The organism is Streptomyces sp. NPDC093221, assembly GCF_044753885.1.
Lineage (GTDB): Bacteria > Actinomycetota > Actinomycetes > Streptomycetales > Streptomycetaceae > Actinacidiphila.
Window position 1 is genome coordinate 1117689 of the sequence record NZ_JBIVOA010000003.1, and the last position, 15762, is coordinate 1133450.

General features: G+C 70.0%; 12 protein-coding genes. 6 read left to right on the top strand and 6 right to left on the bottom strand.

Translation table 11 applies throughout. The features are described from left to right. The first annotated feature begins 43 nt into the window (after window positions 1-43). The 4 genes from ACIQCJ_RS16720 (at window position 44) to ACIQCJ_RS16735 (ending at window position 5549) form a co-directional block, all read left to right on the top strand. Window positions 44-937: a sugar ABC transporter permease gene (locus ACIQCJ_RS16720; protein ID WP_355338527.1), complete on the top strand. Its 894-nt coding sequence runs from the start codon at window positions 44-46 to the stop codon at window positions 935-937. Beyond that, window positions 937-1863: a carbohydrate ABC transporter permease gene (locus ACIQCJ_RS16725; protein WP_355338524.1), complete on the top strand. Its 927-nt coding sequence runs from the start codon at window positions 937-939 to the stop codon at window positions 1861-1863. Before ACIQCJ_RS16720 ends, ACIQCJ_RS16725 begins: the two co-directional genes overlap by 1 nt. A gap of 52 nt (window positions 1864-1915) precedes the next feature. Next, complete coding sequence (locus ACIQCJ_RS16730) at window positions 1916-4684, top strand: fibronectin type III domain-containing protein (protein ID WP_402711715.1); 2769 nt, start codon at window positions 1916-1918, stop codon at window positions 4682-4684. A gap of 148 nt (window positions 4685-4832) precedes the next feature. After that, a complete protein-coding gene (locus ACIQCJ_RS16735) occupies window positions 4833-5549 on the top strand; it encodes an FCD domain-containing protein (RefSeq protein WP_391048870.1) in 717 nt (238 codons plus the stop codon). Between the two features lie 181 nt (window positions 5550-5730). On the opposite strand, the gene ACIQCJ_RS16740 is transcribed toward ACIQCJ_RS16735, so the two are convergent. Continuing rightward, window positions 5731-7068, bottom strand: coding sequence for a class I SAM-dependent RNA methyltransferase (locus tag ACIQCJ_RS16740; protein WP_401857140.1), 1338 nt, complete (start codon window positions 7066-7068; stop codon window positions 5731-5733). A 168-nt stretch (window positions 7069-7236) separates the two neighbouring features. Then, complete coding sequence (locus tag ACIQCJ_RS16745; RefSeq protein WP_355338512.1) at window positions 7237-9300, bottom strand: APC family permease; 2064 nt, start codon at window positions 9298-9300, stop codon at window positions 7237-7239. A gap of 245 nt (window positions 9301-9545) precedes the next feature. Here ACIQCJ_RS16745 and ACIQCJ_RS16750 point away from each other — a divergent pair, with 245 nt between their 5' ends. Together ACIQCJ_RS16750 and ACIQCJ_RS16755 are read left to right on the top strand one after the other, a co-directional pair. Next, window positions 9546-10211, top strand: a complete 666-nt coding sequence (locus tag ACIQCJ_RS16750; RefSeq protein WP_355338509.1) for a TrkA family potassium uptake protein — start codon at window positions 9546-9548, stop codon at window positions 10209-10211. Beyond that, the gene (locus ACIQCJ_RS16755; protein WP_402711716.1) at window positions 10211-10894 is read left to right on the top strand and encodes a potassium channel family protein; all 684 of its coding nucleotides are present in this window, start codon (window positions 10211-10213) and stop codon (window positions 10892-10894) included. The genes ACIQCJ_RS16750 and ACIQCJ_RS16755 overlap by 1 nt, the downstream gene beginning before the upstream one ends. Before the next feature lie 91 nt (window positions 10895-10985). Here ACIQCJ_RS16755 and ACIQCJ_RS16760 read toward each other — a convergent pair whose 3' ends face one another. The 4 genes from ACIQCJ_RS16760 to ACIQCJ_RS16775 all read right to left on the bottom strand — a co-directional run bounded on the left by ACIQCJ_RS16760 (window position 10986) and on the right by ACIQCJ_RS16775 (window position 15665). After that, window positions 10986-11747, bottom strand: a complete 762-nt coding sequence (locus ACIQCJ_RS16760) for a DUF3159 domain-containing protein (protein ID WP_402711756.1) — start codon at window positions 11745-11747, stop codon at window positions 10986-10988. Between the two features lie 114 nt (window positions 11748-11861). Then, on the bottom strand, window positions 11862-12260 hold the full coding sequence (locus ACIQCJ_RS16765; RefSeq protein ID WP_188282613.1) for an OB-fold nucleic acid binding domain-containing protein: 399 nt from the start codon (window positions 12258-12260) through the stop codon (window positions 11862-11864). Window positions 12261-12378: 118 nt separating this feature from the next. Continuing rightward, a complete protein-coding gene (locus tag ACIQCJ_RS16770) occupies window positions 12379-13062 on the bottom strand; it encodes a response regulator (protein ID WP_188282663.1) in 684 nt (227 codons plus the stop codon). 56 nt (window positions 13063-13118) lie between these two features. After that, window positions 13119-15665, bottom strand: a complete 2547-nt coding sequence (locus tag ACIQCJ_RS16775; protein ID WP_402711717.1) for a DUF4118 domain-containing protein — start codon at window positions 15663-15665, stop codon at window positions 13119-13121. Window positions 15666-15762: the final 97 nt, after the last annotated feature.

A 15762-nucleotide genomic window follows, 5' to 3' on the forward strand; every position in this document is an offset into this window, starting at 1 on the left:
CCAGCACCCACGTTCCTTCAGAGAGAAGGTGACCGTGTCCTCCGTGACGACTCAACGGCGCCGACTACGCGAGCTCCGCCGGGCCGCGCCGTTCGTCCTGCCCTTCCTCCTGCTCTTCGTCGTCGTCTACCTGATCCCCACCGCGTACTCACTGGAGCAGAGCCTGTTCTCGGTGAAGCGCTCCGGCCTCGGGCTCGGCGGCTCGAAGACCGTCTTCGCGGGCTTCGACAACTACGTCGAGGTGTTCCACGACGCGGACTTCCTCGCCTCGCTGGGACGGGTGGCGTTCATCGGCGTGATCCAGGTGCCGGTGATGCTCGGCATCGCGCTCGTACTCGCCCTTCTCCTGGACTCCGCGGCGATCAAGGGCGGCCGGTTCTTCCGGCTCGCCTACTTCGTCCCCTACGGGCTGCCCGGTGTGATCGCGGGACTGGTCTGGTCGTTCCTGTACGCGCCGTCGCTGAGCCCGATCACCCGCGCGCTCGACTCGATCGGCGTCCACGCCAGCTTCGTCACCGACGCCGCGCTGCCGTTCTCGATCGCGAACATCCTCACCTGGGCGTGGACCGGCTACAACACGATCCTGCTGTACGCGGCGCTCCAGGCGATCCCCGAGGAGACCATGGAGGCCGCCGCGATGGACGGTTGCACGGGGTGGCGGGCCGCGTGGCTGATCAAGGTCCCGCAGATCCGCCCCGCCCTGCTGATGACCCTGGTCTTCTCGATCATCGGCACGTTCCAGCTCTACAACGAGCCCGCGACCATGAAGTCCGTGGCACCGAACCTGTCCTCCACCTACACGCCGATCATGGCCACGCTGCGGTCGGTCTCCTCCAACAACTTCAACTACGCGGCCACGCAGTCGGTGGTGCTCGGTGCGCTGATCTGTGTGCTCTCCGTCGCCGTCTTCCGCGCGTCGGCCAAGAGGACCGACTGATGACCGCCACCGTGGAATCACCCGCGCCCGCCACGCCGGCTCCCCCGAAGCCGCGACCGGGGCCCAAGCGCGCCTCGGGCAGCCCGCTGACGACCGTGAACCCGGCCTCGCGGATGTTCGTGCTGGCCGTCATGGGCCTGTTCGCCCTCTACTTCCTGCTCCCGGTGTGGTGGCTGATCGTCTCCGCCACCAAGGGCAGCGGGGAGCTCTTCTCCGGCAACGGCTTCTGGTTCGGCGCGCACTTCGCCCTCTGGGACAACGTCCAGACGCTGTTCGAGGCCCAAGGCGGCATCTACTCCCGCTGGTTGCTGAACTCGCTGCTGTACGCGGTCGGCGGCGGCGTCGTCTCCACGCTGCTGGCCACGATGTGCGGCTACGCGCTGGCGAAGTTCCCCTTCCCCGGCCGTGAGGCGGTCTTCGGCACGGTGCTCGCCGCCGTCCTGCTGCCCGCCCCCGTACTCGCCGTCCCGCTGTATCTGCTCTTCAGCCACACCGGCGTGATCAACACCTTCTGGTCGGTGTTCATCCCCAGCATCGTCAGCCCCTTCGGCGTGTATCTGAGCCGGATCTACGCCGCGTCGTCGATCCCGGACGCGCTGATCGAGGCCGGACGGATCGACGGGGCGGGCGAGTTCCGCATCTTCGTGATGGGGATGCGGATCATGGCGCCCGCGATGGTGACGATCTTCCTGTTCCAGTTCGTCGCGATCTGGACGAACTTCCTGCTCCCCTCGCTCATGCTCGCCGACAGATCGCTCCAGCCCGTGACCGTGGGGCTCGTCGGATGGCGTGAGATGCAGGGTTATCCGATCGGTTACGCGACCGTCGTCACGGGCGCGCTGCTCTCGGTCGTGCCCGTCGTCGCCATGTTCGTGTCCTTGCAGTCCTTCTGGAGCAAGGGCCTGGTCGCGGGGTCGGTCAAGTAGCCGGTCGGTTCAACGGTCGGCAAGTCAGCCAGTGCCAACGAAAGGATGATCAATGAGAGTCCTGTACGGAGCCGTGGCGTCCGCGTGCGTCATCGTGCTCCTCGCGGCACCGTCCCAAGGTGCCGTCGCCGCCGACGACCCACAGGTCAACCTGCTCGCGGCGGACATGGACACCACGATGGACAGCGGCACCAGTCCGCTGACCATGTCCACCGCCTCGGGCGGGGGCAGCCAGCAGATCGTGAGCGTCGGCGGGAACAACGCGCTCGAACTGCGCGACGCCTCCCAGGGGACCAACCTCGCCAGCTACTTCTACCACCGGTTCTCCACCGGCTCGCTGGTGAGCCGCGTCAACGCCGTCTACGGGGCGCCGGTCGGCAGCCCGGCCGAGCAGTTCGTCCTGAAGTTCGACCTCAAGCGCGCCGCGGCCAGCAGCAAGCCCGTCGCCAAGGACATCTACGCGGAGATCCAGTTCGGCAACGCCGACAACGTCCTGGTGCCGCGGTTCGCCGTACCGGCCGTGAGCCTGACCGGCACCGCCGCGTACAAGAGCACGTCGGGCGCCCTGGCGACGGTCGACGACAGCGACATCCCCGAGTACCGCTTCACCGTGGTGCCCAACGGCGGCCAGCGGCTCGTGACGACCGTCGAACTCGGCTTCCAGGTACGCGTCGACACCGGCGGCACCGATGAGGCGATCGACGTCGACAACGTCGGTGTGTACGACGCCGGCGCGGTGTCCGACAGCGCGCCGCCCACCACGCCGACGTCCCTGCACGCCGGGACGGCCTCCTCGGACAGCGTCCCGCTGCTGTGGAACGCCTCGACCGACGACACCGGGGTCAGCGGCTACGACATCTACCGCGACGGCTACCTGGCCTCCTCGGTCAGCGGCTCCAGCACCTCCGCGGTCGTCACCGGCCTGATGCCGAGCACGGGTTACGACTTCGCGGTGCGCGCGAAGGACGCGTTCGGCCACGTCAGCGCGCTGAGCGCCCCCGTGCACGTCACGACCGCCACGTACGTACCCGCGGCTCCCGCCCCGTTCCCCGGCACCCAGCAGACCCGGACCCAGTGGCTGTGGGACCGGACGAAGGCCATGAAGGAGGAGGACGGCCCCATCAACGTGGCGCAGTACACCGCGCAGTTGGTGGACCACCAGAACGTGGCGGCCAACCTCGGCAAGCTGGACAAGCTCTACCAGGGCTACGACTACGAGCAGTACAAGATCATGGCGAAGATGTACACGTACCTGATGGCGGGTGACCAGTTCAGCCCCGCGATGCTCCAGGACGTGCGCGCGTACTTCGCCAAGTACGGCTACCAGAAGCTCCCGCAGACCGAGAACCTGCGGATGAGCACGTACGTCACCGGCTATCTGGTCGGGCAGTACTTCCCGGACGTGGCCGACCTCAACGGCAGCTCCGGGGCGGCGCTCAAGGCGAGCAGCAAGGCCAACATCGAGGAGATGGTCAAGGCCGGGGTGCGGCGCGGCTGGGCCGAGTACGAGAGCCCCGAGTACACGATCATGACGTATGTCGGTCTGAACGCGATCTACCAGTGGTCCGACGACCAGCAGTTGCGCTCCGAGGTCAAAATGGCCATGGACGTCATGTGGTTCGAGTGGGCGAACGACTGGGACAACGGCTACCTGATCTCGTCGGAGAGCCGCGCCAAGGGCGACCTGGCCTCCGCCAACGACCCGACCTGGCGGTCCGCGGACCACACGACCCTCGCCTGGACGTACTTCGGGGAGCACCGGGCGCAGCAGGGCGTGGGCGAGTCGGACAACACCGCGCCGTCGGCGTACCGGCCCGACCTGGAGTACGTGGGCATGCTGGCCTGGTCCGGCACGTCCTACACGCCGCCGCCGCTCGCGGTGAAGATCGGTCAGATGACCGACAAGTCGTACAGCGCGTACAAGTCGAATCTGCAGAACTCCAGCGGCAACGCGATGGACGTCTACCGCACCAGCTATGTGCGGCCCACCTGGGGACTGGCCACCGAGACGCAGTACCGCAGGGTCGACAACTGGATCGAGGACATGCCGATGGTGCTGCGCTGGCAGTCCAACGCGGCGAATCCGCTGTTCCGGATCTCGCTCGACCAGGGCACCGCGCAGATCGGGTCGTACGACCAGCCCGACAACCACCGGGTGATGCAGGACGGTCCGACGGCGCTGGGCATCTACAAGTCGTCGGGTGACCAGACGTCGAACTACATCAACGCGATGTTCCCCGACAACGGTTCGATCGTGGAGCGCGAGCAGGTGGACGGCTGGACGGTCGTCAGCACCGGCCCGATGTACTTCGCGTTCAAGCTGGCGAAGCCCGGCACCTGGTACCACCAGACGCCCAACGACCCGTCGAACAAGGTGAAGACGACGACGCAGATCCACCCGACCGCGACGCTCGGCTACACCTACGACATCCTGCGCAGCCAGGCCGACACCAACGCGTGGGTGCTGGAGACGGCCGACGCCTCCGCGTACGCCGACCTCGACGCCTTCGCGACGGCGCTGACCACGCAGACCAGCCTGGACACCAGCCACGTGAACGACGCCACCCCGCGCGTCGTCTACCACAGCCTGGCCGGGGACGACCTCGACCTCACCTACGACAAGGCGTCCCAGGCGCCCGGCGCGACCCACCTGGTCAACGGCCAGGCGATCGGTTACGACAGCTTCAAGCTGTTCGACACGCCGTGGCTCCAGCAGGACAAGCTCGGCTCGACGTTCACCGCGACCGTCGGCGACGAGTCGGTCGCGTACGACTTCGACCAGTGGACGGTGACGCCCGGCACGCAGAGCGCGAAGCGCTGACCGCCGCGTCGCGTCGATGAGACACACGGCCGGCCGGGTCGCGGGACCCGGCCGGCCGCGGTGTGCGCGGGACCCGCTGCCCGACGGACGAATCCCGATATCCTGACGAGGAGTTTGGCCCGAAAATCTTGCGAGGGTGGAACGATCGTTGAACAGCCCCCCAGCGGAAGCGCGCGGCGGCGGCTCCCCGCTGCGTCCGGTCGTCCGCGGTCGCGCCCGCACCTCCGACCGCGTCTACGAAGAGCTGGTCTCGGCGATCAGGACGTTGCGCATCGCGCCCGGCGCCTCGCTGTCCGAGACCGACCTGTCGGCCAGGCTCCAGGTGAGCAGGACCCCGGTGCGCGAGGCCATCGCCCGCCTGGTGGACAACGGGCTGGTGACCGTCATCCCCCAAGTCGGCACCACCGTGGCGAAGATCAGCCTGCGCGACGTCGAGGAAGCGCGGTTCGTCCGCGAAAGCCTGGAGATCTCCGCCTTCGCCGTCGCGTGCGCCGCGCCGGACCGCCGCCTGGGCGTATGCCGCGCCCTGCTGGCGGAACAGGTCCGCTGCGAGGCGGAACAGGACCTCGCCGGATTCTTCGACGCCGACGAGGCCCTGCACGAGCAGATCTTCGTGATCAGCGGCTACCACGGCGTCTGGACCGTCATGCAGCCGATGAAGCTCCAGCTCGACCGGCTGCGCCGCCTCAGCCTCCCCGACCCCGACACCGTCCGCGCCCTGGTCGCCGAGCACACGGCCATCGTCGACGCCCTCGAAGCCGCCGACGTCACCGGCGGCAGGCGCCTGCTCAGCGACCACGTGAGCCGCGTCCGCCGCTACGGCGTCGCCCTGCGCGAGCAGTACCCCGACTACTTCACGGACTGACTGTCGGAGCGGGAGGGAGTCCTCGTTCCTCGTTGATGCTGTGCATCGCCCAGGGGACCGGGCAGGGGCCCTCGTGGTCCGGGTCGGGGCAGGGCGCTTCGGACAGCCGGTCCATCAGCCGCTCGTGTTCGGCGGCCGTGGCGACCAGGGCGAGCCGGACGCCCCGCGCGTCATTCCGGCGTCAGGCGTCCTTCTTCTCCGGCTTCTCCGGCACGAGGATCGCGACGCACTCCACGTGGTGGGTGACCGGGAAGAGGTCGAAGGCCCGCAGGGTGGTGGGGCGGTAGCCGGCTTCGGCGAAGTAGGAGAGGTCGCGGGCGAGGGCGGCGGGGTCGCAGGCCACGTAGGCGATGCGGCGGGCGCCGAGGGCGGCGAGCCGGCGGACGGTCTGCTTGCCCGCGCCCGCGCGCGGCGGGTCGAGGACGATGAGGTCGGCCTCGTCGATCCGCGTCTTGGGCAGGACCTGCTCGACCTTGCCGTGCTCGATGCGGACGCGGTCGAAGTCCTGGAGATTGTGCCGGGCGTCCTCGACGGCGCGCTTGCCCGACTCGATGCCGAGGACGGCGCCCTGGTCGCCGACGCGTTCGGCCAGCGCGCCCGCGAAGAGGCCGACCCCGCAGTAGAGGTCGAGCGCCATGTCGCCCTTGCGCGGCATCAGGCCCTGCATGACGGCCTCCACCAGCAGGTCGGCGGCCTTCGGGTGGACCTGCCAGAAGCCGCCGTCGCCGACGCGCCAGGTGCGGCCCGCGGCGCGCTCACGGACGAAGGGGCGGCCGTGGACGCGGTGCACGGCGTGGTCGCGTTCGCCGATCCGCTGCACCGACACCGGCTGGTCCAGCTCGACGATCGGCAGCCGCCCGCCGGGGCGCGGGGTGAGGATCACCTGACGGTCGTTCGAACCGGTGGCGGCGATGGCCTCGACGGTGGCGATCTGCGGCCACGTACGGTCCTCGACGCCGAGGTCGCTGACGCCGGGGGCGGCGATCAGGCAGTGGTCGACCACCTCGACCTCGTGGGAGCGGTGCTTGCGCAGTCCGGCGCGGCCCTCGGCGTCCACCGCGTACTGCACGCGGGTCCGCCACGCGGGCACCTCGCCCTTGGCGACCTTGTCGCCGGGGGCGGGCATCACGGTGCCGTCCCAGCCGGCCTGCTCCGGGGTGAGCCCGGCGAGCCGTTCGAGCTGTTCCGCGACGACCGTCGCCTTGAGGCGGCGCTGCGCGCCGGGCGCCGCGTGCTGCCAGTCGCACCCGCCGCAGCGGCCGGGCCCGGAGAAGGGGCACGGCGGCTCGACCCGGTCCTTGGACGCGGTCAGCACCTTCACGGCGTCGGCCCGGATGAACCGCGCGCCCTCCTCGCCCTCCGTGACCCGCGCGACGACCCGCTCGCCGGGCAGCGCGTGCCGGACGAAGAGCACCTGCCCGGCGTCGGTGCGCGCGACGCAGTGGCCGCCGTGCGCCACCTGGCCGACCTCGACCTCGTACTCCTGGCCGACCAGTGACGGTGCGGATTCGGTCTGCATGGGGGCGGTGCTCCTGAGCTTCAAGGTGGGGTGCGCGGGGACGGGCCCCGCGCGTGCCGGGGTGTCCGAGGGGACAAGCCCTCCAGTCTACGTGCCCGCGCCCGGCCGGAATCCCGGTCCCGGCCCGCGGCCCCGGTCCCGGCCGGGACCGGGGCCGCGGGCCGGGCGTCACTTCTGGCGTCCGCCGTTGCCGGTGTGCTCCCTGTCGCGGCGCGGCGGACCGACCGGACCGCGGCGGATCGCACCGGGCGCGTTCCAGTCCGCGCGGCGCCTGGCACGCGCCTTGGCGACCTCGGAGGACTCCAGTTGCCAGGGCACCGAGGTGACCATCACACCGGGAGTGAACAGCAGCCGCCCCTTGAGCCGCAGCGCGCTCTGGTTGTGCAGCACGTGCTCGTACCAGTGGCCGACCACGTACTCCGGGATGTAGATGCTGACCACATCGCGCGGACTGCTGCGGCGCAGGCCCCGTACGTACTCGATGATCGGCCGGGTGATCTCGCGGTACGGCGAGTCGAGGACCTTCAGCGGTACGTCGATGCCGCGGCGCTGCCATTCGGTCTGGAGCGCCTTGGTGTCGTCGGGGTCGACGTTGATGCTGAGCGCCTCCAGGGTGTCGGAGCGCATCAGCTTGGCGTAGGACAGGGCCCGCAGGGTGGGCTTGTGCAGCTTGGAGACCAGCACGATGGAATGCACGCGCGACGGGCGCACGTAGTCGTCGCCCGGCTCGTCCTCGGCGGCGATCTCGTCCGCGACCCGCGTGTAGTGGCCGCGGATCGCGGTCATCAGCGCGTAGAAGGCGATCATGCCGAGCACCGCGACCCAGGCGCCGTGGGTGAACTTCGTCAGCAGCACGATGACGAGCACCAGGCCGGTGAGGAAGGCGCCGAAGGTGTTGATGGCGCGGGAGCGGTGCATGTGGCGGCGCTTGGCCGGGTCGGTCTCGGTGCGCAGGTGCCGGTTCCAGTGCCGGACCATGCCGGTCTGGCTGAGCGTGAAGGAGACGAAGACGCCGACGATGTAGAGCTGGATCAGCCGGGTGGAGTCCGCGCCGTAGATGTAGACGAGGACGGCGGCGAAGCCCGCGAGCAGCACGATGCCGTTGGAGAAGGCGAGCCGGTCGCCGCGGGTGTGGAGCTGGCGCGGCAGGTAGCGGTCCTGGGCGAGGATCGAGCCGAGGACCGGGAAGCCGTTGTACGCGGTGTTCGCCGCGAGGAAGAGCACGAGCGCGGTGACGGCGGCCAGGAAGATGAACGGGATCGAATTGTGGCCGAAGACCGCCTCGGCGACCTGCGCGATCACCGGGTCCTGCGTATAGCCGGAGCCGACCGGGACGCCGTTGTTCAGCAGGTCGGTCGCCGGGTTGGAGGCCATGTGCACCTTGGTGTTCATGGCCAGCGCGATGATGCCGCAGAACATGGTGACGGCCAGCAGGCCCATCGCGGCGAGCGTGGTCGCGGCGTTCTTGGACTTGGGCTTCTTGAACGCCGGGACGCCGTTGCTGATCGCCTCGACGCCGGTGAGCGCGGCGCAGCCGGAGGAGAAGGCGCGCAGCAGCAGGAAGATCAGCGCGAAGCCGCCGATGCCCGAGGTCTCGGCGTGGATGGTGTAGTGCGCGGTGGGCGCCTGCATGTCGTGTCCGGTGGCGATCTTGAAGGTGCCCCAGGCGATCATGCAGAAGACGCCGACGACGAACGCGTAGGTCGGGATGGCGAAGATGCTCCCGGACTCGCGCACCCCGCGAAGGTTCATGACCATCAGCAGGAAGATCATGCCGACCGCGCCGAGCACCTTGTGGTCGGCGAAGAAGGGGACGGCGGAACCGAGGTTCTCGATTCCGGAGGCGACGGAGACGGCGACGGTCAGGACGTAGTCGACGAGCAGCGCGCTGGCGACGGTGAGTCCGGCCTTGGGCCCCAGGTTGGTGGTGGCGACCTCGTAGTCGCCGCCGCCGGAGGGGTAGGCGTGGACGTTCTGCCGGTAGGAGGCCACCACTGTGAACATGAGCACGACGACCGCGACGGCGATCCACGGGCTGAAGTGGTAGGCCGAGGCCCCCGCGATGGACAGGACGAGCAGGACCTCGCCCGGCGCGTACGCGACGGAGGACAACGGGTCGGAGGCGAAGACGGGTAGCGCGAGCCGCTTGGGGAGGAGCGTTTCCCCCAGCTTGTCGCTGCGTAGCGCCCGGCCGATCAGGATCCGTTTCGGCAGGTCGGTCAGTTTGGACACCCCGCGATGTTAAGGGATCGTCAATACGGGCGCTCCCCCCACTGCCCTAAGGACTGTGGGGGACTTGGTGACGGGCGGGGTACGGCTTCGGTGGGGAAGTTGTGCGTCCGGTCGGCGCAACCTTCTCGCCCGCCGCACGCGTGTGTAGCTTTGGCCGCGGTCTGAGACGCTTGTGCTGACCAACAGTGCTCCGCGGGGCTCCACAAGAGCCCGGCCACAAACGTTTGACAGCCGGAAGGACGGTCGTGCACGTCGTGATTATGGGATGCGGGCGAGTGGGCTCCACTCTCGCGCACTCCCTCGAACAGCAAGGTCATACGGTCGCGGTGATCGACCAGGACCCGACGGCCTTCCGCCGCCTGGGCTCCGGGTTCGGCGGGCGCCGGGTGACCGGAGTCGGGTTCGACCAGGACACGCTGCGCGAAGCCGGAATCGAGGAGGCGGGAGCCTTCGCGGCGGTCAGCAGCGGCGACAACTCCAACATCATCGCGGCCCGGGTGGCCCGTGAGATGTTCGGCATCGAGAACGTGGCGGCCCGGATCTACGACCCGCGCCGTGCCGAGGTGTACCAGCGCCTGGGCATCCCCACCGTGGCCACCGTGCGGTGGACGTCCGACCAGATGATGCGACGGCTGCTGCCGTCCGGTGCCGAGCCGCTGTGGCGCGACCCGAGCGGCGGCGTACAGCTCGCCGAGGTGCACACGTCGGTCGCGTGGATCGGGCACAAGATCAGCACGCTCCAGGAGGAGACCGGCGTCCGTGTGGCGTTCCTCACCAGGCTGGGCGAGGCGATGGTGCCGACGTCCCAGACCGTCCTCCAGGAGGGCGACCTGGTGCACGTGATGATGCGGACCGACGGGGTCGCCGAGGTCGAGGCGGCATTCGCCAAGGGTCCCGAGGAGGCGCGCTGATGAGGGTCGCCATTGCCGGGGCGGGGGCCGTCGGCCGGTCCATCGCCGGCGAGCTGCTGGAGAACGGGCACGAGGTGCTGCTCGTCGACAAGAACCCCACCTCCATCTCCGTGGAGCGGGTCCCGCAGGCGGAGTGGCTGCTGGCCGACGCCTGCGAGATCACCTCGCTGGACGAGGCCGCGCTCCAGCGCTGCAACGTGGTCATCGCCGCCACCGGTGACGACAAGGTCAATCTGGTGGTCTCGCTGCTGGCGAAGACCGAGTACGGGGTCCCCCGGGTGGTCGCCCGGGTCAACAACCCCAAGAACGAATGGCTGTTCAACGAGTCGTGGGGCGTGGACGTCGCCGTCTCCACCCCGCGGCTGATGTCGGCGCTGGTCGAGGAGGCCGTGAGCGTCGGCGATCTCGTACGGCTGCTGCGCTTCAGCCAGGGTGACGCGAATCTGGTGGAGCTGACGCTGCCGGAGGAGGCCGCGCTGGTCGGCACCAGGGTCGGCGACGTGGAGTGGCCGCAGGACACCTCGCTGGTCACGATCATCCGCGGCAACCGGGTGCTGACGCCGTCCAAGGACGACGCGTTGGAGGCCGGTGACGAGCTGCTGTTCGTGGCCGCGCCGCACCGGGAGGAGCAGTTGGAGGATCTGCTGTCGCTCCAGGGCGACGGTGGCACCGCCACGGATTAGTCGCTCCTTGACGACCCGCGAAAAGGGGGCGGGCCCGGACCTCGGTGAGGTCCGGGCCCGCCCCCTTCCGCATGCCGTACGGACGCGCGGGTCAGGGCCTGGCGTGCTTGGCGGACTTCCCCGTCGTGCCCGTCCGCTCGGCCTGTTCCGTGTTTTCTGCCGTTCCGGCCGTTCCGGCTTTTTCGGCTTTTTCGGCCTTCTCCGCGGCCTCGGCCGCCTCCATCTCCGCGATCACGTCGATCGGCGGCGGCGCCTTCACCAGGAAAATCCAGGTCAGGTACACCGACAGCAGGAACGGCGGGATGCCGAGCGCGACCTTGACCCAGCCGAGCTGCGTCGCGTTGCCCCACCAGTACAGCGGGAAGAGGATCGCCGACTTGGCCAGCAGGATCAGGCCCCAGGCCCAGCTCGCCTTGGTGTACGCGCGCAGCCGTCCGGGATTCCGCTTCCGCCAGGACAGGTTCTCCTTGAAGATCGGCCCGAGGATCAGGCCGAGCAGCGGGAAGCCCGCGGCGGCGGAGACCAGATACGCGACGGCCAGGCCGAGCGTGTAGAGCATGCCGGGCAGATAGAAGTTCTTCGCGTTGCCCGACATCATGGCGAAAACCGCGCCGAAGGCGACGCCGAAGACCCCGCTGAAGGCGTGCTTGAGGGTGTCCTTGCGGGCCAGCCGCGCCACGCCCATCAGCACCGACAGCGCGAGGGCGGCGATGGCCGAGCTCTTGAGGTCCTTGTTGACCGTGTAGATCGCGACGAAGACCAGGCCGGGCACGGTGGTCTCCACCATGCCGCGCAGCCCGCCGAAGGCGTCGAAGAGCGCGGCCTCGGTGACCGCCCGCGACTCGTCGGTGATCCCGCCCGCGGCCTCGCCGGTGACCTCGTCGGTCCCTGTACCGTCCGTGCTCCCGCCGGGCGGCCGGGAATCCGCGCGGACCGTCTGATCCGTGTTGTCGATCGACGCCACCTGTTACTCCTGTCCGACCGGACGCAGTTCGTACTTGGGGTTGAACAGCACCGGACGACCCCGGTTCATGGAGATCCGGCCGGAGGCGATGATCCGACGGCCGGGTTCGATACCGCTGATACTGCGGCGGCCGAGCCAGACCACGTCCAGCGCGGCGGACCCGTCGAAGAGTTCCGCCTCCAGCGCGGGCACACCGGCCCGGGGACGGAGGGTGACCGTACGCAGCGTACCGGTGACGGACACTATCTGGCGGTCGGAGCAGTCGCAGATCCTCGTGCAGCCGACGGCCAGGGCGTCCTTCTGCAGCTCCTCGGAGTGCAGCTCCTCCTGCGAGGAGGACAGGCGGTCGAGCATGCGGCGGAAACGTCCCGCGGGTCGGTCCGAACGGATGGCACCACTCATATTCCCCAGGGTACCGGCCAGTCAGAGCCCGGTCATTGCCCCGAAGGGGCGGCTCCGGGAGAGCCGGGTCACTGCCGGACCGGGTCGCCACCGGACCGGGTCGCCACCGGAAGCCCGGTCACTGCTCGAAGCGGTACCCCATGCCCGGTTCGGTGATGAAGTGCCGGGGGCGGGCCGGGTCGGCCTCCAGCTTGCGGCGCAGCTGCGCCATGTAGACCCGCAGGTAGTTGCTCTCGGTGCCGTAGGCGGGCCCCCAGACCTCCTGGAGGAGCTGCTTCTGGCTGACCAGCCGGCCGGGGCTGCGTACCAGCACCTCCAGCAGGTGCCACTCGGTCGGGGTGAGGCGTACGTCCGCGCCGTCCCTGTTGACCTTCTTCGCCGCCAGGTCGACGGTGAAGGACTCGGTCTCGATGACGGCGGCGTCGTCGTCGGGTCCGGTGGGCGTGGCGCGGCGGACCGCGGCGCGCAGCCGGGCCAGCAGCTCGTCCATGCCGAACGGCTTGGTGACGTAGTCGTCGGCGCCCGCGTCCAGCGCCTCCACCTTCTCGTCGGACGCCTGCCGGGCGGACAGCACGATGATCGGCACGCGGGTCCAGCCGCGCAGGCCGCGGATCACCTCGACGCCGTCCATGTCGGGCAGCCCGAGGTCGAGGACGACCACGTCGGGGTGGCGGGCGGCGGCGACCCGCAGCGCGGTGGCGCCGTCGTGCGCGGCGTCGACCTCGTAGGCGCGGGCCCGCAGATTGATGACGAGGGCGCGGACGATCTGCGGCTCGTCGTCCACCACGAGCACCCGGTACATGTGCGTCCTCTTCTGTTCGCTCTTCTGTTCGATCTTCTGTGCGCTCTTCTGTTCGGTCATGAGACGGCCGTGGCGGGCCGGTCGGGAACGCCGGGCGCTGCGGGGGCCCCGTGCGCGGCGGGCAGCGTCAGCACCATCGTGAGGCCGCCGCCGGGTGTGTCCTCGGCGACCAGTGTCCCGCCCATCGCCTCGACGAAGCCGCGCGCCACCGCGAGGCCGAGGCCGACGCCGTTGCCGCGCGGCGCGTCCCCGTACCGCTGGAACGGCTCGAAGATGTGGTCCCTGGCGCTCTCGGGGACGCCGGGGCCGCGGTCGACCACGCGCAGTTCGACGCGGTGGCCGAGCGCGCTGGCGGCGACCAGCACCTTCTCGTCCTCCGGGCTGTACTTGACGGCGTTCTCGACGACGTTGGCGACGCTGCGCTCCAGCAGGCCGGGGTCGACGGCGACCATCGGGAGCGTTTCGGGGATGTCGAGGGCGACGCTCTGCTCGGGGACGCCGCCGAGCGCCATCGGCACCACCTCGTCCAGGTCGAGTTCGCGGATCAGCGGGGAGACGGTGCCGGTCTGGAGCCGTGACATGTCCAGGAGGTTGCCCACCAGGTGGTCCAGGCGGTCGGCGCCGTCCTCGATCCCGGCCAGCAGTTCCGCCTCGTCCTCAGGCGACCAGGCGACGTCCGCGGAGCGCAGCGAGGACACCGACGCCTTGATCCCGGCGAGCGGGGTGCGCAGGTCGTGCGAGACGGCGGCCAGCAGGGCCGTACGTATCCGGTTGCCCTCGGCCAGCTCCCTGGCTTTGGCCGCCTCGTCGGTCAACCGCTTGCGGTCCAGCACCACGGCGGCCTGCGCGGCGAACGCGGACAGCACACGGCGGTCGGAGGCGGGCAGGACGCGGCCGGTGAGCGCGAGGGTGAGCCGGTCGTTGACGGGCACCTCCACGTCGGCGTCCTCGGGCCGTACGCAGGGGGTGCTGCCGACGCTCGCGGCGCAGTGCCAGGCCGCGTGCTCGTCGTCCCGTTCCAGCAGCACCACGGCGTCCATGCCGAAGGTCTCCCTGACCCGTTCCAGCAGCGCTTCGAGCGAGCTCTCGCCGCGCAGGACGCTGCCCGCCAGGTACGACAGGATCTCGGCCTCCGCGCGCAGCCGCGCGGCCTGCTGGGTGCGGCGGGCGGCCAGGTCCACCACGGAGGCGACGGCGGCGCCGACGACGATGAAGATCGCGATGGCGATGATGTTCTCTGGCTGGGCGATGGTGAAGGAGTGCGTCGGCGGCGTGAAGTAGTAGTTGAGCAGCAGCGAGCCGACCAGGGCCGCGGCCAGCGCGGGCAGCAGTCCGCCGATCAGGGCCGCGGCGACCGTCATGGTCAGGAAGACCAGCATCTCGGTGGCCTGGCTCATGCCGGGGTGCCAGCGGGTGAGCAGCACCGCGAGCAGTACGGGGCCCGCGACGCCGGTCAGCCAGCCCGCCACAACCCTGGAGCGGCCGAGTTTCGCGCCCCGCGCGGAGGGCAGCCCGCGGCCCTTGGCGGCGTGCTCGTGGGTGACGATGTGGACGTCGATGTCGCCGGAGTCGCGGGCCACGGTGCTGCCGACGCCCGGCCCGAACACGTACTGCCACGCCTTGCGGCGGCTCGTGCCGAGCACGATCTGGGTGGCGTCGACGCCGCGCGCGAAGTCCAGCAGCGCGTCCGGCACGTCGTCGCCGATGACGTGGTGGAAGGATCCGCCCAGGTCCTCGACCAGGGCCCGCTGGACGGCCAGTTCCTTGGCCGAGCCGGACACCAGGCCGTCGCTGCGCACGATGTGCACGGCCAGGATCTCGCTGCCCGAGCCCTTGGCGGCCATCCTGGCCGCCCGCCGCAGCAGCGTGCGGCCCTCGGGGCCGCCGGTCAGGCCGACCACGATCCGCTCCCTGGCCTGCCACGCGGCCGATATCCGGTGGTCGGCCCGGTACTGCTGGAGGTATTCGTCGACCCGGTCCGCGGTCCACAGCAGCGCCAGCTCGCGCAGCGCGGTCAGATTGCCGGGGCGGAAGTAGTTGGACAGCGCCGCGTCGACCCGGTCGGGGGCGTAGATGTTGCCGTGCGCCATCCGGCGGCGCAGCGCCTGGGGCGACATGTCGACCAGCTCTATCTGGTCGGCCCTGCGCACCACCTCGTCCGGCACCGTCTCGCGCTGCTTCACCCCGGTGATGGACTCCACCACGTCACCGAGTGACTCCAGGTGCTGGATGTTGACGTTCGAGACGACGTGGATCCCGGCCTTCAGCAGCTCCTCGACGTCCTGCCACCGCTTCGCGTTCCGCGACCCCGGCACATTGGTGTGCGCCAACTCGTCGACCAGCACCACCTCGGGCGCCCGCTCCAGCACCGCGTCCACGTCCATCTCCGTGAACACGGTCCCCCGGTAGTCGATCTCCTTGCGCCGGATCTCCTCCAGGCCCGCCAGCATCACCTCGGTCCGCGGCCTCCTGTGGTGCTCCACGTACCCGACCACCACGTCCGTACCGCGCTCCGCACGCCGATGCGCCTCCGACAACATGGCGTAGGTCTTCCCCACACCAGGTGCCGCCCCCAGATAAATGCGCAGCTTCCCGCGTGCCATGTCTCCATCGTCCCGCTCCGCCGCCCCCTTCGCCCGGACGGCCCGGCAGGCGCACCCTCCGACTCTAGAACCGCGCAACGGGATATTCCGGGCGCGC